Source organism: Ruegeria sp. BI12 (genome assembly GCF_056537985.1).
In genome coordinates, this window is the sequence record NZ_JBQFSL010000002.1 from 486,141 (window position 1) to 505,778 (window position 19,638).

The 19,638-nt window shown below is 56.2% G+C and carries 16 protein-coding genes and 1 pseudogene; 8 read left to right on the plus strand and 9 right to left on the minus strand.

All coding sequences use genetic code 11. The features are described 5' to 3' along the window. Positions 1-3: 3 nt before the first annotated feature. Genes ACR0AK_RS15465 through ACR0AK_RS15490 form a run of 6 tightly spaced genes read right to left on the minus strand, consistent with a single transcriptional unit; the run spans position 4 to position 7,085 of the window. Entirely contained in the window at positions 4-585 is a 582-nt protein-coding gene (locus ACR0AK_RS15465; RefSeq protein ID WP_480793972.1) for an amino acid synthesis family protein, read from the minus strand. Next, positions 582-1,163, minus strand: coding sequence for an amino acid synthesis family protein (locus tag ACR0AK_RS15470; protein ID WP_282119308.1), 582 nt, complete (start codon positions 1,161-1,163; stop codon positions 582-584). Before ACR0AK_RS15470 ends, ACR0AK_RS15465 begins: the two co-directional genes overlap by 4 nt. After that, a complete protein-coding gene (locus ACR0AK_RS15475; RefSeq protein ID WP_480793973.1) occupies positions 1,156-2,019 on the minus strand; it encodes a UPF0280 family protein in 864 nt (287 codons plus the stop codon). The genes ACR0AK_RS15470 and ACR0AK_RS15475 overlap by 8 nt, the downstream gene beginning before the upstream one ends. Before the next feature lie 6 nt (positions 2,020-2,025). Next, entirely contained in the window at positions 2,026-3,519 is a 1,494-nt protein-coding gene (locus ACR0AK_RS15480) for a 6-hydroxynicotinate reductase (RefSeq protein WP_480793974.1), read from the minus strand. Next, complete coding sequence (locus ACR0AK_RS15485; protein ID WP_480793975.1) at positions 3,509-6,259, minus strand: molybdopterin-dependent oxidoreductase; 2,751 nt, start codon at positions 6,257-6,259, stop codon at positions 3,509-3,511. The genes ACR0AK_RS15480 and ACR0AK_RS15485 overlap by 11 nt, the downstream gene beginning before the upstream one ends. After that, positions 6,252-7,085: an FAD binding domain-containing protein gene (locus ACR0AK_RS15490; RefSeq protein ID WP_480793976.1), complete on the minus strand. Its 834-nt coding sequence runs from the start codon at positions 7,083-7,085 to the stop codon at positions 6,252-6,254. Before ACR0AK_RS15490 ends, ACR0AK_RS15485 begins: the two co-directional genes overlap by 8 nt. Before the next feature lie 379 nt (positions 7,086-7,464). On the opposite strand from ACR0AK_RS15490, the gene ACR0AK_RS15495 reads away from it, so the two are divergent. The 5 genes from ACR0AK_RS15495 (at position 7,465) to ACR0AK_RS15515 (ending at position 12,483) form a co-directional block, all read left to right on the plus strand. Then, positions 7,465-8,709, plus strand: a complete 1,245-nt coding sequence (locus ACR0AK_RS15495; protein ID WP_480793977.1) for a branched-chain amino acid ABC transporter substrate-binding protein — start codon at positions 7,465-7,467, stop codon at positions 8,707-8,709. Between the two features lie 72 nt (positions 8,710-8,781). Beyond that, on the plus strand, positions 8,782-9,738 hold the full coding sequence (locus ACR0AK_RS15500; protein ID WP_480793978.1) for a branched-chain amino acid ABC transporter permease: 957 nt from the start codon (positions 8,782-8,784) through the stop codon (positions 9,736-9,738). Next, a complete protein-coding gene (locus tag ACR0AK_RS15505; RefSeq protein WP_480793979.1) occupies positions 9,735-11,021 on the plus strand; it encodes a branched-chain amino acid ABC transporter permease in 1,287 nt (428 codons plus the stop codon). Before ACR0AK_RS15500 ends, ACR0AK_RS15505 begins: the two co-directional genes overlap by 4 nt. After that, the gene (locus ACR0AK_RS15510) at positions 11,018-11,782 is read left to right on the plus strand and encodes an ABC transporter ATP-binding protein (RefSeq protein ID WP_480793980.1); all 765 of its coding nucleotides are present in this window, start codon (positions 11,018-11,020) and stop codon (positions 11,780-11,782) included. Before ACR0AK_RS15505 ends, ACR0AK_RS15510 begins: the two co-directional genes overlap by 4 nt. Further along, positions 11,782-12,483 carry an ABC transporter ATP-binding protein gene (locus tag ACR0AK_RS15515; protein ID WP_480793981.1) on the plus strand — a complete coding sequence of 234 codons (702 nt, stop codon included), beginning with the start codon at positions 11,782-11,784 and terminating at the stop codon, positions 12,481-12,483. Before ACR0AK_RS15510 ends, ACR0AK_RS15515 begins: the two co-directional genes overlap by 1 nt. A gap of 108 nt (positions 12,484-12,591) precedes the next feature. Here the strand turns inward: ACR0AK_RS15515 and ACR0AK_RS15520 are convergent, their stop codons facing one another. After that, on the minus strand, positions 12,592-14,031 hold the full coding sequence (locus tag ACR0AK_RS15520) for a coniferyl aldehyde dehydrogenase (RefSeq protein WP_480793982.1): 1,440 nt from the start codon (positions 14,029-14,031) through the stop codon (positions 12,592-12,594). A gap of 186 nt (positions 14,032-14,217) precedes the next feature. Between ACR0AK_RS15520 and ACR0AK_RS15525 the strand changes: the two genes are divergently transcribed. Together ACR0AK_RS15525 and ACR0AK_RS15530 are read left to right on the plus strand one after the other, a co-directional pair. Beyond that, positions 14,218-14,715, plus strand: coding sequence for a flavin reductase family protein (locus ACR0AK_RS15525; RefSeq protein ID WP_480793983.1), 498 nt, complete (start codon positions 14,218-14,220; stop codon positions 14,713-14,715). Between the two features lie 107 nt (positions 14,716-14,822). Further along, positions 14,823-16,373 carry a class I adenylate-forming enzyme family protein gene (locus ACR0AK_RS15530; protein ID WP_480793984.1) on the plus strand — a complete coding sequence of 517 codons (1,551 nt, stop codon included), beginning with the start codon at positions 14,823-14,825 and terminating at the stop codon, positions 16,371-16,373. Between the two features lie 179 nt (positions 16,374-16,552). Here the strand turns inward: ACR0AK_RS15530 and ACR0AK_RS15535 are convergent, their stop codons facing one another. Then, on the minus strand, positions 16,553-17,740 hold the full coding sequence (locus tag ACR0AK_RS15535) for an aromatic ring-hydroxylating oxygenase subunit alpha (protein ID WP_480793985.1): 1,188 nt from the start codon (positions 17,738-17,740) through the stop codon (positions 16,553-16,555). Between the two features lie 226 nt (positions 17,741-17,966). Here ACR0AK_RS15535 and ACR0AK_RS15540 point away from each other — a divergent pair. Beyond that, positions 17,967-18,095 (plus strand): annotated as a pseudogene (locus ACR0AK_RS15540) (TetR family transcriptional regulator); the annotation flags it as partial. A gap of 438 nt (positions 18,096-18,533) precedes the next feature. On the opposite strand, the gene ACR0AK_RS15545 reads toward ACR0AK_RS15540, so the two are convergent. Beyond that, the gene (locus tag ACR0AK_RS15545) at positions 18,534-19,445 is read right to left on the minus strand and encodes a LysR family transcriptional regulator (protein ID WP_480793986.1); all 912 of its coding nucleotides are present in this window, start codon (positions 19,443-19,445) and stop codon (positions 18,534-18,536) included. Between the last annotated feature and the right edge of the window lie 193 nt (positions 19,446-19,638).

A 19,638-nucleotide genomic window follows, 5' to 3' on the forward strand; every position in this document is an offset into this window, starting at 1 on the left:
CATTCAGCGCAGCCCGTCCTTGCCTTCTGCCTCCTCATTCGTCAGTCCGCCTACGCGTGGCAGCGGCCGTCCGCTGTCGGTCACGGCTACTGCCACCATGATCTCATTCGCGCGTGGGGCGTCGTTTAGTTGCACCTCAATCCCGTCGAAATGGCTGCGCACGTAGGCTGCGTCCTTGTGGCCCAAGGGCACGTCTAGCACCTGCCCGGGGCTGCCCATCTTCTTTGACGAGGGCACCAACGCGGCGCCTTTTTCGACTTCTTTGCGCAATGGCGCGCCGAGCTTGGGGTGCAGGATGGCGGCGGCATGTTCCAACTCGCCATTCTCGCCGACCATCGCCGACTTACCATAACTTTCAGCTTGTTCCGGCGCGATGCCAAGGGCTTCGACGCAGCGGCGGCCAAGCAGGGCCCCCAATTCTGCCCCGGTGTCCATTAGGGGTGTCAGATCCTCGACATATTGCCCGGCAAAGGGGTTTTCGATCACGGCCACCGCGACCGCTTTGCGGGTCGCGGGCGAGATCTCACGGCCTGCCTCGATATGGGTTTCTTCAATATTGACGGCGATTTTTCGGATCTTTGTCATCTTAGCCCGTCCTCTCCTTTGATGTCCCAAGCTTCAAGCCCGCCCGAGCGCGAATGCACCCGCGGTCCGGTTGTCATGACCAGAGAAAATGCCAGTTCGCCGGCCCGAGGGGCGTCATTGCAGCCGACTTCCATGCTATCGAAGTGACTACGTACATATGAGGCGTTGATATGCGTGATTGGAACGTCCAGCCGCGCACCCACGCCGCCGACTTTCTTGGATGAGGGCACAATCGCGTTGGCCGTGCCCAGCAACTGGCGCATCGCGTAGCCGCCGGGGGCGTGCCACAGTGCACCGTGTTCCAGCTCGCCGCCTTCACCAACCAAGGAACCTTTGCCATAGCCTTGGACGTTTTCCGGACCGCCCAGCATGTCGATCAGGGCTTGTGCCATTTCCAGACCCAGAGGTTTGAGGTCTTCCATAAAGCCCTGAATTTTGGGTTCGTAGCGCCCTGCGAAGGGGTTGGCGATCACGGCCATCGCAGCGACCCGCACCAGCGGCGTGTCGGACAGTGGTCCGCCTTCGTGATAGATTTCTTCAAGCGAAAACAGCTTTTTTCGCAGTTGAACGTCAGGCATATTGTGGAACCTTCTGAGGGATTGTATTCATCAGCCGGGACGCGCCCGTCTGGCAAGAGTGTGCGCCAAGAGACAGATGAGCAGCGGTGATCAAACCGCGCTTCAGCATGGTTTCGGCAGTGTTCAGGCCGTGCGACAGGGCATCTTGCATGTCATCCGCGGACAGTTGGCCGACAGAGACTGGAACGGGTAGGTCGCCCAGATCGCTGTCGTCGTTCAGTTGACTGGCTGGAACCCGCCGAATGCCCGTATGCCCGGGCAGATCGACCGCATTGGCGATCAAGGTGGCGGCAACATCGGCCATTGCAGTGTTGCCGGCCAGTACTGTCACGCTGTCGGCGATGCCAAGGCTCAGACTACGCCCGCCGCAACCCGATGTGGCGATACCGCCAACCTTTTCGTCTGAATGGATGGCAATGCGCCCCAGATCACGCCCATCAAGCCCTTTCATGGCGATGCGGAATTTCTGACCGTGATCCAAGTGAATAGCGATATCGCCGCCATTATTGACGGACGCGCGATTCAGCGGCGCGGCTTGCAGCATGGCTGCCAGAATTTCGTCAGCAACGGCTCCGGCAACGGCCGCCATGCGGGTCACGAACACATTCGAATGGGGACGGGCAGCATCATCCATGCGTCGCGCCACCGGTCCATTTGGGCGGGTGGCGTCAGCCGTCAAAGGCGATTTCAATAGCGCCAGTTCGTCAACCAAACCTTTCAGGATCGTTTCGAACCTTACCCGTGCTGCCTTGAATGCGATATCTTGCGCGCCATCTGCCTCGACGATCAGGTCGATCGGTCCGTGTTGCAGATGCAATCTGCGGCCGCAGGGCAATATGGCAGAGGTGGGGTGCATCCGGCCTTATGCTCCTTTCGCCCAGCGATAATTTTTCGAAGACATCGGGTCGGGTTGGTTTTCGAACTGATCCACCTTGCGGGTTTCGTCCGAGACAACCTCGGAAACCGGCTTGATCTCATCCATGTGTCCGCCCAGCGTGCCATAGTCACTGACACGCATCGTGAACTCGATAGGTGCGACCAGCGCCGGTGTTGGCACGTACCCGAACGATCCGGTGGGCATATCCAGAACATCGACCATCACGGTGATACCGCCGCCGGGCCAAACATAAGCCTCGGCCCCGCCACAGGACACAAAGGTCAGTGAGTCCTTGACGGATTTCGTAAGACGAACCGGGTTTTCTGTGACACCAGCCCGCAAGCTGCCGCCTGCGCCACCCATGAACAGAACCGAACAGACCGATGGTTCGCAGTTTTCGGCAATTAACTCGGCAGAGGCTTTCAGGGCCGGGGGAACCTCAACAGGCTGAGGTTTCAAGTCGGCATCCAGTTCAAAATAGCCATATTGCTCGCCGGTGGTGGATACCATTAGCAGGCTCATACCTTCACGCGCGAATTTCGGATTGAAATCGCCCAGAATTTTCAGCGGATCCTCTATATCCGTACCGCCCCAGCCGGTGCCGGGCTCTGCGACCTGAAAATACCGACCCGGAGTCGAACGGCGGCCATTGATCTTGATGCCGGTGGGTTCGACATCCAGCAGTTTGCCTGCTTGATGCTCGGACAGCACGCCGGTGATGTGGTCGTCGACCACCACCACATCGTCTACGTGCTCAATCCACTGCTTGGCGAACATCCCGATTGTGGCCGAGCCGCAACCCACCCGCATCAGTTTTTCCTCAACCCCGTTGATGATGGGTGCCTTGCCAGCCTGAACAATAACCGTGGTTTCGTGTTCTTCCTCACCGATCAACATCTCGACAGCTTCGCGGTTGCAAAGTCGAAGGAGCGCATCGCAGGTGATCCGACCCTCTTTTTTGCTGCCGCCGGTCAGGTGCTCCACACCGCCCAGGGACAACATCTTCGACCCATATTCCGACGTCATAACATGCCCGACAGGCTCCCCATTCACCCGGACAACATCGCGCTCGTGGCCGATATGACGATCGGTGTCGATCTTCACCTTAACGCCGCAATACGAGAAAATCCCTTCGGTCACGACGGTGACCATGTCCACGCCAGCAACGTCCTGACTGACTATGAAGGGTGCAGGCTTGTAGTCGGGATAGGTTGTGCCCGCACCAACGGCGGTCACAAAGGGCCGTCTGCCCTGCACGATGTCGCCGTCCCAGTCTTCGGGGCCTTTGCCATCCTTCAGAAAAGGGACAAGCCGCTTGTCTTCTGTGCTTTCGATGATGGTCAGCGCATCCAGACGGACCAGATCGCCACCATGGTTGGCATAGCGGTCGCAAGCTCCGGCTTTGCCGTCCGCGATATAGCACATCACCGGGCAAGCATCGCAGCGGATCTTCTCAGGAGCGGCGCGTTCAGTTGCCATCTGTCAGTTCCTTGATTGCTGCGCGCAGTTTCGCAGGCGTGGCGGGGCCTTGGGTCAGCCGAACGCCGCAGGCGCGCTTGATTGCGTTGAAAAGGGCCGGGGCCGTCGGGATCAGCACGTGCTCTCCCAGGCCCTTGGCGCCGTAGGGCCCGTGGGCATCCTCTTCCTCGATAATCAGAGTTTCGATCGGAGGGATGTCTCCAATAGTCGGGATCAGATAGTCGTGCAGGTTCTCGGTAAGGCCGGGCAAGTACTCTTCCATCAGCGCCATGCCCAGACCCTGCGCGATGCCGCCTTGCACCTGGCCTTCGACCAGCATCGGGTTGATCGCTTTTCCGACGTCATGAGCGGCTACGAATTTGATCGGTTTCACAGTGCCGAGTTTTGTGTCCACCTCGACCACGGCCAAGTGCGCTGCATAGCCGAACTGAGCATAAGGAATTCCCTGACCGTTCTCATCCAGCGGTTTTGTGGGCGGGTCATAGGTTTCTTCGGCACGCAGGACGTAACCTTCGGTGTCGGGCTCCAGCGTGGTCAGATCGATCGTATGTTGCTGCCCGTTGTCGTTTACGAAAATTGCACCTGAGCGCAATGAAATCATTGCATCTGGCCCGGCGTTCACGCGGGACAGTATCTGAGCTCGCATCGCTTCGCCCGACAAACGTGATGCACTGCCGGATACATATGTCTGACGCGAGGCCGAGGTCTTGCCCGCATCCGGTGTCACATCCGTATCGGCCCCGATGATTTCAATCTGTGCAACCGGAACCCCAAGAGCGGTGGCAAAGATCTGGGTTATTACAGTATTAGCGCCCTGGCCGATATCCATCGCCCCTTGGTGCAGGACCAAACTGCCATCGGGCCGGATGCCCGATTTGATCGTCGACGGGTTCGGCAGCGAGGTGTTGCCACACCCGTACCAGCCTGCCGCCAATCCGACACCGCGCTTTAACGTGTTATTTTGTGCGTTGAATGCCTTGGCCGTTTTGCTTTCTTTGGTCCATGCGGGACGCAGCGCTTCGAGGCAGGCGCGAATGCCGACACCCTTTTCGAAGATCTGTCCGCAAACAGTGGGTACTCCGTTTTCCAGCGCATTGTTGATGCGGAATTCAAGCGGGTCGATCCCCAGTTTGTCCGCCAATTCGTCAAACAGGCATTCTTGCGCAATAGCAGACTGCGGCACGCCAAACCCACGGAACGCGCCGGATGGTGGACAATGAGTATGGATGCCTTTGGCTTCGGCGCGGTAATCGGTGATTTTGTACGGCCCCGAGGCATGTACGGGCACCCGGTTGGCCACGGTCGGACCCCAGCTGGCATAAGCGCCCGTGTTGAACAGTCCGTCAAAGGTCATTCCACTGATGCGGCCGTCCTTGGTTGCCCCGATCTTGACCCGCAGGTCTGATGGGTGGCGTTTGGTGGTGGACTGCATGGACTCGGTCCGCGAGTACGTTAGTCGCACCGGCTTGCCGGTTTTGAGCGCGGCAAGCGCAAGGTATGGCTGCACCGAGATATCCAGTTTCGAACCGAACCCGCCACCGACACCGGTCGGGGCAATACGGATCTGATCGCGCGGCATCCCCAAAATGATCTCAAGCGCATCCAGGTCCATCACCGGAGCTTGCGTGCAAGCGTGAACCTCTACCCGCCCGTTGACGATCTCGGCGAAACCGGCCTCGGGCTCGATATACCCATGTTCGACAAAGCCCGAGCGGAAATGGCCCTCGACAACGACCTCAGCGTTGTCCAGAGCGGTTTCTGGTGCGCCGCATTTCACGAAGCCGCCACACATGACATTGCCGTCGCGATCTTGATGCAGCTGTGCGGCCTCAGACGTCATTGCGTGAAATGAATCCAGCGCGGCGGGGCGTTCTTCCCACGTTACTGGAAAACTTGCTGGGTCGAAGGTTGCCAGAACCTCGGGCAGGCCAACTATGGCGGCCACGGCCTCGCCACGGAAACGAGCCTCGGTTTCCGCAAAGACGGGTTGGTCCGCAAAATCGGGAATGACGCCAAAAACATTGCGTCCGGAGATGTCGATTGCGGTCAGGACCGCTTCGATCCCTGGTGTGGCTTTGGCCCATGCGTCCAGATCGCCAAACGAAAATCCGGCCCGGTGATAAGGGGAGCGGATGACATGGATCTCAAGCGTGCCCGCCGGGGCTACATCGTCGCCGAACAGCTCTGCACCTGTTACTTTGTCGCTCCCGTCTACGCGCCAGATCGCGTCGCCCGCATGTCCTGCGGTCGCTTGTGGCAGTGCAGGCGCTCCAGCGGCGACAACGGCGTCGATAATTTTGCGATAGCCTGTGCAGCGGCACAAAACGCCGCAAAGGGCATCCTGAACTTGTTCGGTTTTTGGTTCTGGTGTCTCACGCAACAGTGCAACCGCGGCAGTCATCATGCCAGGTGTGCAGATTCCGCACTGTGCGGCACCGTGGTTTTGAAAGCTGATTGTCAGTCGCTTGGCAATCTGATCATCCCGTGTCAGTCCAGACACCGTTTCCACTGATCGCCCAGCGGCCTGTTGCGCCGGAACAAGACAGGCGCAGACCGGGTCACCATCAATCAGAACGGTGCACGCACCGCAGTCGCCGGCATTGCACCCGATTTTAACGTCGCGAGCCGATAGCCGCTCTCGGAGCATTTCCGAAAGGCGTTCACCTACACGCGGCACCGCGCTGACAGGGGTGCCGTTCAGAGTGAATTCCGTCGTGACGTCGTCCGCGCGCTTATCCATGGAAACGTACCGCTTCTGCGATTGCGCGGACGCATTGCTCGGCCACTGCGTCCAATCGGAATGCGGCATCCCCGCGGACGTCATCAATCGGGCTGAGCGGAGCCAAATGGCCTGATGAGACTTCAACGGCTTCAGGCGTTTTGCCAATCAGGTCTGCTTCGAGGCTAAGCAGCCTTTGCGCCACGGCTGAGGCAGCCCCCACGGCGACGCGGGCATAGTTGATCTGGCAGTTTTCATCCAGGCCGACGATGACCGATGTCATCGTGATTGAAATGACTAGGTAGCGCCGCGCGCCGAGTTTCTCGAAATGGCCAACAGTTCCTTTGGGCGGATCGGGCAGGTAAATCGCAGTCACAATTTCATCGTCGGACAGCGCCGTTTTCCGCACGCCGGTTATGAACTCTGACATTGGAACTTCGCGGAAGCCTCGGATCGAGCCAAGTTCGACGCTGGCATCAAGCGTAAGCAACGGTGGCACGCCGTCCGCAGCAGGAGAGGCGTTGCACAGGTTCCCTGCGATCGTTCCACTGTTTTGGATTTGAAGGCTGCCGACTTCAAGGGCGGCCATTTGCAGCCCTCTGAATGCGGTGGGCAGATCGGCACGGGCTATGTCTGCCCAGGTTGTAGCGGCCCCGATTCTCCAACGACTATCTGAAAGATTGATACCCGAGATGCCGTCGATCCTTGTGACGTCCAAGATATCAGTGTGCAGTTCATGGCGTTGCCTGGACGGAAAAAAGTCAGTGCCGCCAGCTACAACCGTCAGATCATGAGTGGTCAGCAAATCAAACGCATCGTCGAGCGTATTGGGAGAGAGATACCGCAAAGTGTCTGTCCTGATGAGAAATTTCTCGTTAGTATACAAATGATATTACGCGAAGAAAAAAAATGTCAACGATTTGTTTGAATCGATTTGGTTTCCGCCTGTAGATCAGTGCGCATCTGAACATAGGGTTTTTAATAATTCGGTCTTGCCCCTTATTTTTAAAGAAAATTGGGGCACGTTCACTTTAATTGTGATGAAATTATTCATTTTGCTGACGCACTGCCGAATTTGTTTCGCGAACGTTATGAAGTTCTCAACTTCGTCAGTAATTCATTGACACACTAACAAACAGCCATGAATATAGTGATCGATCACTCACCTAAGTGTGGATCGTACGACAGGCTGAAACCTACCGCCTGCTGTCAACAGGGAGGAAGAAATGAATAAGTTCAATTTGATGATGGCGTCCGCGCTTGCTGCTGGTCTCGTCGCGGGGGTGGCCGCGGCACAGGAAAAAATACGAATCGCGTTCATTGATCCGCTATCCGGGCCGTTTGCGACAACGGGAACCCAAGGTCTGGCGATCTATCGCCACAGCGTTAAAGAATTGGTGAATGAACCCGGCGCCTTGCTGAATGGGCAGGCCGAGTTCGAGATGGTGCCCTTCGACAACAAGATCAGCGCCAAGGAATCCCTCATCCAGCTTCAGGTTGCAATGGATCAGGGCATTCGCATCATCGCCCAGGGCGCATCATCCGGTGTGGCAAATGCGCTGACCGAAGCCGTCGCTAAGCATAACCGCCGTAATCCTGATGATCCCGTTATCTTCCTCAATCATTCGGCTGTTGACCCTGCGTTGACCAATGACAAGTGCCAGTTTTGGCATTTCCGCTTCGACGCCAATGCTGACATCAAAATGGACGCGCTGACTGACGACATTGCGGCCAACCCAGACATCAAAAAGGTCTACGTGATCGGTCAGGACTATTCTTTTGGCAAGGCCGTTGCTGCGGCAGCGCAGCGCTTCCTAAAAGAAAAGCGCCCCGACATCGAGATTGTCGGGAACGAGTTGCACCCGATCGGTAAGGTCAAAGACTTCACACCTTACGCGCGCAAGATTGTCGGTTCAGGTGCAGATGCCGTGATCACTGGGAACTGGGGCGGCGATATGGTCGGTCTGGGCAAGGCGGTTATGGGTGCTGGTTTCGACAAGCCGATCTACACCTACTATGGCGCAACGTCGGGTATTACCGCAGCCTTTGGTGAGGAAGGTGATGGTATCGTCAAGCTGGTTGGCTCGGGTCAGGTGAACCCGGCCCCGACGCCAGAAGCGCAAGAGTTCATCGAGGCCTTTTACGTTAACTTCCCGGATCTGGATTTCGGTCAGCCACAGATGGCGAATGTCGCACCGATGCTAGCCGCCGCAATTAACGAAGTTGGCAATGCGACAGACATCAAAGCAATCGCTTACGCGCTGGAAGGCATGGAGTACGACAGCATCGTCACCGGTAAGACCGTAATGCGTGCAAGCGATCACCAGACAATCCAGACTGTGACGGTACAGGGTCAGACACCTGAGGCCGCTTTTGAATACGACAAATCTGGCCGCGGTATGGTTGCCGAGACTGTTGTCGAACTGGCGTCCAATGACTCGGCAACCACGTGCGAGATGAAGCGCCCATAACTCTATTACCACTCTGTTGGTCCGTCCGAATGCCGGGCGGGCCACCACTCAAAAAATTGCAGGAGACACGTAATGGCGCTGTTCCTCGTGAACGTGTTGGATGGATTTGTGACCGGCTTGCTGCTGTTCATGCTATGCAGCGGGCTGACACTGATCTTTTCAATGATGGGCGTTCTGAATTTTGCTCATGCCAGTTTTTACATGCTGGGGGCCTATTTCGCCTATCAGATCAGCCTCGTCACCGGGTTTTGGGCTGGTTTGCTGATCGCGCCACTGATCGTCGGGATCATCGGAGCCTTGATCGAGAGATACGGGTTGAGGCGGGTTCACAAATACGGGCACGTGCCGGAACTGATCTTTACATTTGGTCTTGCTCTGCTGATTGAAGAGGCCGTTCAATTCTTCTGGGGCAAAAGCCAGCTTCCCTTCTCGGAACCCGCCGCGCTGGATTTTGCAGCCTTTGCAATCGCCGGAAATGCCTTCCCTGCTTACAAGGTTTTCATGATCGCCGTGGCGATGGGGATATTCCTGACACTGCTTTACATTCTGACCAAGACACGTATTGGCATGACTATTCAAGCCGCGCTCAGCTATCCTGAAACCGTGCAAAACCTGGGTCACAATGTGCCGCTGGTCTTCATGTGCGTATTCGGCGTTGGTACCGCGATGGCCGGTCTGGCTGGCGTCATCGCCGGTCCGGTTCTGGGCGTTTTCCCCGGCATGGCCTTGCAGCTTGGTTCAATCGTTTTCGTGACCATAGTGATTGGCGGCCTGGGCTCGCTCTGGGGTGCTTTGGTAGCATCCCTGATAATCGGCTGGCTTCAGACTTTCGCCACAGCCTACGACGTCACGGCCGAACAAATACTGACCGCGATCGGCTTTACCAAACCAGAGATGATCTGGGATCATCCGTTGCAGGACCTGTGGACGCTGACACTGCCTCAGCTGGGCCCGATCCTGCCATACCTACTGATGATCATCGTTCTTGTCCTGCGTCCGCAGGGTCTGATGGGGAACCGTGAATCATGACTATCGTAAGTAAGACGCCCCTGACCGCGGGCACGACCCGCCTGATTTCGCTGTCAAACATGATACCCTGGGCTTTTGCCGCGCTGTTTCTGTTGTGCCTGCCGTTTGTGTTTCAGACCAGTTCGGCGCTGACGATCATGAACCAGATGGCGATCACCATCGTTTTCGCACTGAGCTACAATATGTTGCTGGGGCAGGGTGGTATGCTGTCCTTTGGTCATGCGGTCTATATGGGTCTTGGCGGATTTTTCGCCATACATGTGATGAACATGGTTGAGGACGGGCTGTGGCTGCCACTACCACTTTTGCCTCTTGTCGGCGGTCTGTTCGGTCTGATTTTTGCCTTCCTGATCGGCAGCTTTTCGACCCGACGGGCTGGCACGGTATTCGCCATGATCTCGCTGGGTGTCGGAGAGTTGATCGCCGCCTGTTCGGTCATCATCGTTGTGTTCTTTGGCGGCGAAGAAGGTATCTCGGGCGACCGGACGATGGGACCACCGGTGTTTGGGTATGAATTCCTGACGCAGCAAGAGGTCTATTATCTGACTGTCGTTTGGCTATTGGTTGCAGCACTGCTGATGTACCTGTTCTCGCGCACGCCGATCGGGCGGATCGCCAACGCTGTACGCGACAATGAGGAACGTGCCGAGTTTCTAGGCTATTCCCAACGCAATGTGCGTTGGATTTCCTTCTGTGCATCGGGCTTCTTCGCCGGCGTTGCTGGGTCATTGTTCGCGATCAACTTCGAGATCCTGACTGAGGAAAACCTGAACCTTGCTACGTCCGGTTCGATCCTGTTGATCACCTTCATTGGTGGGGCTGGTTTCTTTGTCGGGCCGATCATCGGGGCAGTCGTGTTTACCTTGCTTCAAACAGTTCTTGGACTGCATACCGAGCTTTGGGCCCTGTATCTTGGCATTTTGTTCGTGGCCTGCGTGATGTTCTTCCCGTCTGGATTTGCCGGGCTGATCGCGATGCACCGACGCCCGTTCGCACTTGGAAAACTGAAGCTGCTGATCAAGCCCTATGTCAAGGTTGCGATCCCCGCGATCACCAGTGTCTTGTCTCTGGCTGCAATTCTGGAAATCCTGTTCCACAAGCGGCACGGCTACGGTGGCGATCACGAGATGCACCTTTATGGCATTGCATTTGACAGTGGCGGTTATCAGGCGGTGGCGCTGGCTGCCATCATCGCCGCAATCTCACTCTTCCTGGTGTCGCGCGTTTTGCCGGAAATCCGTGATGCCTGGGACAATGCGAACCATGCGGAGGATCGGGCATGAGCGCTCCCGCAATCGAGCTGAAAAACCTCGAGAAAAGCTTTGGTCTGGCCAGGATCATCCAAGGCGTGGATCTGCAGATCGCCAAGGGTGATCGCCACGCCGTCATCGGGCCGAACGGGGCCGGGAAATCGACCCTTTTCAACCTGATCACCGGACGGTTCGCGCCGACCTCAGGTGGGGTATTCCTGCACGGCGAAGATGTCACCGGATTGAAGCCGTTCGAGATCAACCGCCGCGGCCTTAGTCGGTCGTTCCAGATCACCAACATCTTTCCTAACATGACGGTGTTTGAGAACATTCGTTGTGGGCTGTTGTGGACAATGGGGTATCGCTATTCTTTTTGGCACATGATTGGCCGGCAGCTGGACGTGACTGAAAACGCCGAGGGAATTCTGGCGCAGATCAATCTGAGTTCGCGCCGGAATGAACTGGCTGGCACGCTGGCATATGCCGAACAGCGCGCACTTGAGATCGGGATCACGATCGCGGGTGGTGCCGATATCATCCTGCTGGACGAACCCTGCGCCGGGATGAGCCATTCGGAGACCGACCTGATCGTCGATCTGATCCGCAACGTTACCGAGGATAAGACGCTATTGATTGTCGAGCACGACATGGGCGTGATTTTTGATCTGGCGGACAAGATCTCGGTCCTTGTTTATGGCGAAGTGATCGAGTCTGACGCGCCGGGCGTTGTTCGCGCGTCGGCGAAAGTGAAAGAAGCCTATCTGGGCGCAAGTTTGGAAGAGGAGGCGGTGTAATGCTTCAGGTCACCGACTTGCACGCCTATTACGGCAAAAGCCACATTCTTCAGGGGGTAAACCTTGAGGTAGGTGAGGGCGAAATCGTATCGCTGCTAGGCCGCAACGGGGTTGGGCGTTCAACGACTTGCAAAGCCATCATGGGCGAGGTCGCCCCACACGGGTCGATCCAGTTCCGCGATGAGGAGATCGCAGGCCGCAAGAGCTTTGAGATAGCCAAATCCGGGATCGGCTATGTGCCTGAAAACCGAGATATCTTTCCCGGTCTCACAACTCGCCAGAACCTGATGCTGGGGCTGAAACCCGGCCAAAAGGATGGCGATGGCCGCTGGTGCATGGAAGACATGTTCGAGATGTTCCCCAACCTGCGAAACCGCGCGGATGTGGATGCCTCAGTCATGTCAGGCGGTGAAAAGCAGATGCTGACCATTTGCCGCGCGCTGATGGGCGATCCCGATTTCATCATGATCGACGAGCCGACCGAAGGCCTGGCTCCAAAGATCGTCGAGCAGGTAGGGGATTTGCTGCTGCAAATTGCCGAGCGTGGGGTTTCGATCCTATTGGTCGAGCAAAAGCTGACCATCGCTTTGCGAGTGACCAACCGGGTTTATGTCATGGGCCATGGGCACATGGTTTTCGAAGGTTCTCCGCAGGCTCTGCGCGAAAATGACGACATCCGGCAGGAGTGGCTAGAGGTTTGAGGTGGTGTCCTCGGTCCGTCACGCAAGGCAGGCCGTTTTGCCAATTTGCTCAAAATGGAGAAAGGAATTCCGTGGGCGCGGAGTTCCCTTCTTTGTCGCTGCAGCTGATTACTTTTTCAGGAACGGCGCCATTGTCTTGAAGAATTTTGCGCCATAGGGCGGGCGAATGGCCCTAAAGACGCCGTCCATATTGATCTGCTTGTAAACGGCCTTTGCGTGGCTGAAGCGTTTGAAGCCGTGTAGACCATGATAGGCACCCATGCCACTGTTTCCAACGCCGCCAAATGGCAGGGTGTTCTGGGTCGAATGCATGATCGTATCGTTTATGCATGCCCCGCCGGAGATGGTATCTTCCATCACGCGCTGCTGCTCATCCACGTCTTTGGCGAAGACATAAGCGGCCAGAGGGCGCGGGCGGGCGTTCGCAAAGGCGATGGCCTGATCCAGCGTGTCATAGGGAATGATCGGCAGGATTGGCCCGAAGATTTCGTCTTGCATGACATCCAGTGCGGGGTCAGCGTCGACAATCAAAGTCGGCGGCAAGATCTTCTCGTTCGTGGACGACAGGTCTTCATTGGCGGGATTTACCTGAACAACCCGCGCCCCAGTTGAGCGCGCCTGATCCACAAGACCCTTGAGGCGGTCGAATTGGCGATCGGTCACGATGTGAGTGACGTCCGCGTTGCCAGACAGGGTTGGGTAGATCTCGGACAGTTTTGCCTCAAGCGCTGTGGCGAATTCTTCCATTTTTGCACGCGGGACAAGGACATAGTCCGGAGCAAGACAGACCTGGCCTGCGTTGAAAACTTTACCTGCCGCAATCCGAGCAACAGTAAGGTTCATATCCGCGCTTGGGGCGATGATGGTGGGGTTCTTGCCGCCAAGTTCCAGCGTCGTTGGTACCATGTGCTCGGCTGCGGCGCGCAGGACGTGCGGGCCAATAGTGCTGGCTCCCGTAAATAGCAGGTGATCAAAGGGTAAAGCAGTAAACGCCTGTGCGACTTCGACGCCGCCGGTCGTGACCACGGCCTCGTGCGGTGCAAAACTTGCCTCGATCAGCGACTTCAAAAGGTCGGATGTGCGGGGTGTGAATTCCGATGGTTTCAACATGACCGAGTTGCCGGCAGCAAAGGCTTCGGCCATAGGGCCGATGGCCAGAAAGATTGGAAAGTTCCAGGGGCTTACAATCCCAACAACGCCCAGCGGTTGATAGTGAATGCGACCGCGCGCGCCCAGCAATCCCAGGGGAAACTCGATTTTGGCCTTCTCTGGTCGCATCCATTGGTCAAGGTGGTCCCGCGCATATTTGAGCTGCTTTGCCGTTCCAACAATATCCGCAGCAATAGTTTCATGCTGCGACCGGTTCCCAAAATCGGCCGAGATTGCGTCAGCGATGGTATCGCGATTATCGAGTACCAAATCGATCAGTCGTGTGATGCGATCCTTGCGTTCCGTCGCATTCGGCGCGCCGTGCTGGACCCGGTGCGTTTTCTGAGTTTCCAAAAGCGTCGAGAGGCCCTCGGCGGTGTTTGGGTTATGCTGGTTCACTATGCGTCTCCTACGGTTGGTTCTGCTGTATGCAACCGTTTTCCTGTTGGTCTGCGTGCCCTTTTTGCCCCCTTTGTGACAAGGGCTGGGTTTCGCGTTTTCGTCGCAGGGCTGCGAAGTCTGCATTGACATTGGCCCTGTGATATGAAAGGTAAGTGATCGTTCACTAATAAGCAAGAGCGCAGTATGGCCCTGACCACAGAAGACAGGTTCAAGACCGGCATGCAGTTGCTGGCGGCTTCGACAACCATCATCACATCGAAATTCGAGGAATCGCGCGCCGGGATGGCTGCGACGGCTGTGTGCTCACTAACCGCCGATCCACCGGCCTTATTGGTCTGCATCAACCGGACAGCGCGAACATATGGCGTCGTGATGGATAGCCGAAACTTCGCCGTGAACCTCATACCCGATGACATGACCGAAGTCGTCGGTGCCTTTTCTTCGAAAATGGACAAGGAAAAACAATTCAATGCGGCCGGGACATGGATCGACGGTGATCTGGGTCTGCCTGTATTGAAGGAAGCCGTCGTTTCCTTTGAGTGTGTGGTCGACAACTGGGCCAACACGAAGACACATGCCGTGTTCTTCGGCATGGTAAAAGAAGTTCACCTGAACCCGGAAAAATCAGCGCTCATATACGGGCGCAAGGGATTTCACAAACTCACGCCGCTGGAGAGTTGAAGGAGGGGTAAGGGGAAATTTCATCTTAATCCGAACGCTTTATGCCGCCAATAAAAGACAATCACGCAGCTGAGATTTGCCGTGATGATGCCCGGGAGGAGACACCAATGCCCACGCTTGGACAGTTGATCGACCGAAACGCAGACCGTTTTGGGGATCTGGAAGCCTATGTAGAACTGGATCGCCGTCGCAGTTGGCGAGAGTTGGGTCAGCGTACGAACGCCCTGGCGCATGCTTTGCGATCGCTGGATATTCGTAAGGGTGATCGGGTTGGCGTTATCCTGCCCGACTGCATTGAAGTTGTGGAAACCATAGGCGCTTGTGCCAAGGCTGGTGCGATCCGGGTCGGTTTAAACTACCGCCTTGCCCCCCGCGAAATCGGCGCGCTGATCGATGATGCCGGTGTGGATGTTTTGTTCGTTCAGGACACGAAGGTAGAAATCGCCCAAGAGGCGCTGACCTTCAGTAAGCGTCAGCCGGTTCTGGTCGGCGTTGGTAGCCAGCACAAGCTGCGGCAGGATTATGAATCTCTGATCGCCGCTGCGACTGGTAGCGGCGCTTTCACTCATACCCCGCATGAACAGTTGATGATCTGCTACACCACGGGTTCAACCGGTTTGCCGAAAGGCGCGATCTATCCTCACGGGTTGATGATCGAGTCGATGGGCGTAATCGCACTGACGGAAGGCGCGGGCCCGGACGATGTCTGGCTCCATGCGATGCCGGCATCGGGCGTTCCGATCATTCACCTGCTGCGTAACATGTTCCACGGCACGAAATGCGCGATTGTCAGCGAATGGAATGCCGAAACAGCGCTTAAGCTTATCGATCGCGAACAAGCGACGATCTGCGTTCTGGTGCCGACGATGCTGAACGATCTGCTGTCATCCGGCCTGATCACGCAATACAATTGCTCGTCGATCCGTCAGCTGGGCTATGGTTCCGCGCCAATTCCTCCTGCCACGGTGCGTGACGCACTCAAGGCTTTCGGGTGCAAATTTCTGCAAATGTTCGGCACGACGGAACTGATGGGCATGGGCATGATGCTGACAGCAACTGACCACGAGCGCGCGTTGAAGGACGGACATAACTGCTTGGAAAGTGCGGGTCGGCCACTCTATTACGTCGATGTCCGTGTTGTGGATGACCAGGGCAATGACCTTCCCAGGGGTGAGGCGGGTGAGCTGCTGATTAATTCGCCCTATGTCATACCAGGCTATTGGAACCAGGCGGTTGAGTATTCGGAAACCGTGCGGGATGGCTGGCTGCACACCGGGGATATCGCGGTGATCGATGACGAGGGGTTTGTTCACCTCAAGGATCGGGCCAAGTTCCGCATCAAGTCCGGTGGTTACAATGTGTTCCCGGTTGAAGTTGAAAACTGTCTGGCCGAGCATGATGCTGTCGACGAAGTCAGTGTTTTTGGTCTGCCCGATCCGAAATGGGGGGATCGGATTCATGCCGTTGTAACCCTGAATTTGGATACGGCCGTCAGCGGCGCAGAGTTGCGCGAATATTGCCGTGGCAAGATTGCCAACTTCAAGATCCCGAAAGATATCGAGATCTGGGACTCGCTGCCCAAAGGACCGACCGGCAAAATTCAAAAGCGAGAAATCATTGAGATTTGCAGTTGTGATAATCAAAGCGGTGCCGCCTGAGCAACTTACCTGACCAAATGCTCGTGATCAGGGGGAATACTTGGGGAAATATATTTGAGGCTTGAGCCATGTAATGCGGTCAAGCCTCGTCGTTCTTGCGCTCGGCAGCGGGTGAATTGGTCATCTGTTTTGGCAGGCGACCGGGCAAGGTGAAGCCCAGACGCCAGCCATGTTTGGACCTACGGTTCCATGTGGCGCAGCACGGATTTCTGGAAGTAAGTCAGCGGAGACTCGGCGCCCGCACCAGCGGCCATTTTTCCCACCGCATATTTCGGCGACATTAGTGAGCGCTGCATTTTCTCGACGACATAGACATCCTCAGTCTGGAAATCCTGAGTTTCCAGCGGATGCACCTTCCAGTGCGAACTTTTGACCATGCCGGATACCTTGTCATAGCCGGGGATATCCTTGACGGATCCACGGCTGGACATCCACGATTTCGCCGCCCAGACATAAGCATGCAGGCGCGTTACACCGGCGCTTATCGGTTCCATCACAGATATCGAGAAGGACCATGGGCTTGCTACGATAAGGGTCGTCGGGAACAACATGTATACACCGCCATAGCCTTCTTTTTCCGCATGCGGGATCTTCTTCGCGTTCCACTTATCCATGCGCGTCGATACGAAGTTTGGAACACGCGAACGTACGGTTTCATTCTCGGTCGAATACCAGACTTGATTGTCGCCGTAGGGGTCCCAGACATTTTTATCCTGGGTCGGGCCGCCCAGTGTGTTCTTGTGCAAATAGGCCAGATGGTATCCGTCAATCGCGTTCTCAAAGAATACTTTCCAGTTGCACTGCATTTCATAGGTAACGGGTTCACCGTAAGATATAAGCTCAGGGCTGTTGATGTCGTGCGGCCAGACGACATCTTCCAACCCGCTGAGCCAATCGGACAGGTCCTGATCTGGTTCTGGGTTGACGAAAACCAGCCCTTTGAACGTCGCGACCGATGCCCTGTGCAAGCCATTTTCTTTTTTGTCGATGTCCGGGAAGCAGGCTTTCTGGTCAGGGATACCTCGAAGCGCGCCATCCAGGCCAAAAGTCCACGAATGATAGGGGCACACGATCGTCTTTCCGGCATTTCCGCAGCCGCGATCCAACAATTCGGTTCCGCGATGGCGGCAAATGTTGTGGAACGCGCGCAGCTCACCGTCGTTCCCGCGGATTACGACCAGGGTAAAGTGCCCTGCCTTGGCCGTCATGTAATCACCCGCGTTGGCAACCTTTGCCTCGATGCCAGCATAAACCCAACTGCGCGAGAACAGCTTCTGGTTCTCCTGCGCCAGCCATTCATCCGATGTGTAAGCTTCGGCGGGCAATTCCTGCGTGGCGACTTCTGGCATTTGGTTTGGCTGTTGCATGTAAAATCTCACAAGTGGCTACTGAGTTTAAAATTGTCAAAGTTGACAGATAATTTGAAATATGGCGTTTGTCAATCAAAAGTGATCGTTCACTTTTCTTTCTGATTGGTCAAAGCCCGCTGCAATTACAGCGATACGTCAGAAATGTTTTGGGCTCATTTCCTGAGCCAAAAAAGATTGGAAATGCCATGCCTCGTACGAGCTTAAAACCGCAACGTCAGCAGAAATCCTAGATGCCTCTATGACCTGCGTCGCCCGGCACGGGTTAGACGGCGCCACCCAGGAGCGTGTTGCCGCCGAGGCCGGTTTGAAGCGGCCTTTGCTGCGGCACTATCTTGGCAATCGTGACCAAATGATCGCGGCGCTAAATCAGCATGTCGCAAACGCGTTCAACGATCTGACATCGGAGCTGGATCTTCACCTTTTACAGATGGAGACTGGCGATCAGTTGTTAGACAATCTGTTTGCCGAAGGTGAAGAGATCGATCCGCGTCTTGCTGCTGCTTGGCAGGGATTGCCCGCATCTGCGGCAGACCATCCCGAACTAGCAAGGCCGCTGCTGGATGTACTGGCGCACTTTGTGGCGGTTCTTGAGAAATTCCTTGGTCGCGTGTCACCAGATGCTGCGTCAGACCAGGTGAGGGCCGTCGCACAAGGCATTTCGACGATCTTCCTGTCCTTGGATTCTTGGGCCACGCTTTATACGTCGCCCGGTTGGCGCGCCGAATTGAAGCGAGCGGCAGTGCTGTTGACAGAAACGTTGTGGTTGCTCAGTCTGGCAGATTTGACGCGATCAACGCGGCAGGTCGTCTTCGGTTTGGGCCTGTGTGGACAGCCAGTGCCGAAAGCTGCGCAGCGATGGGTCATCCGATTTAGTTTTTGGCCATACCAGATAGTAGGCGCCCATCATCTCTACAGCGTCCGGGAAGGCCGCGATCAATTTACCGGTCGCGAGGTCCTGCTCGATCAAATAGTTGGGCAGCAACGCAACGCCGAGGCCGTGAACCGCCGCCTGATTGATCGTTGTGTACTGATCGTAAATTGTTCCGGGCAGCGCGTCGGGATGATTTGTTCCCATGTGGCTGAACCACTCTTGCCAGGCGTGGGGCCGCGTCTGGATGTGTAGCAATGGTAGTTTCAGCAGATCTTTTGGCGATGTTGGGGCACCCTTGGGCAGCAAAGATGGGGCGCAAACCGGTAATACACTTTCCATCCGCAGCAAAAGCCGATCTGTACCGGGCCAGTCGGGTTCGCCAAAGTGCAGCGCAGCATCGAAAGGTTCTGAAGTAAAGCTGAACGGCCGCAGGCGGGTCGACATGTTGATCGTAATATCCGGGTGCATGCGGGCAAATTCGGGCAATCTGGGCACCAACCACCGCATTCCGAACGTGGGCAGGATCGCAAGGTTCAAGGTTCCACCAACGGGCGCCACGTGCAGCTTTAACGAGGCTTGGGCGATTTGGTTCAGACCTTGCCGAACCTCGGATACGTATTCCTGTGCAACCGGCGTCAGCAGCAGGCGTTTGCGGTCCCGACGGATAAGATCGATCCCTAATTGCGCTTCCAGTGTCTGCAATTGCCTGCTGACGGCGCTTTGGGTCAGGGAAAGCTCATCAGCTACCGCAGAGGCTGAGCCTAACCGGTCCAGCGCTTCGAGCGCGCGCAGGGATGAGATTGAAGGGAAAAGGCGTCGCGGCGTAACCATCTATGCGTTCTGCTCATAAATTGCCTCAGTATCTTGCAGTCATTTGCGGTTTTTTCAAGAAAACTTATTAACCGTTATTTGCGAAGACTGGTGCTGAGGCTGCGTTTTTTAGATTGTCACTGTTGACAGTATGCATCTGTTTGCCTATTTCGCTTCGAAGCAACGTAAGATCCGGCAGGTGTTAGGCACAATT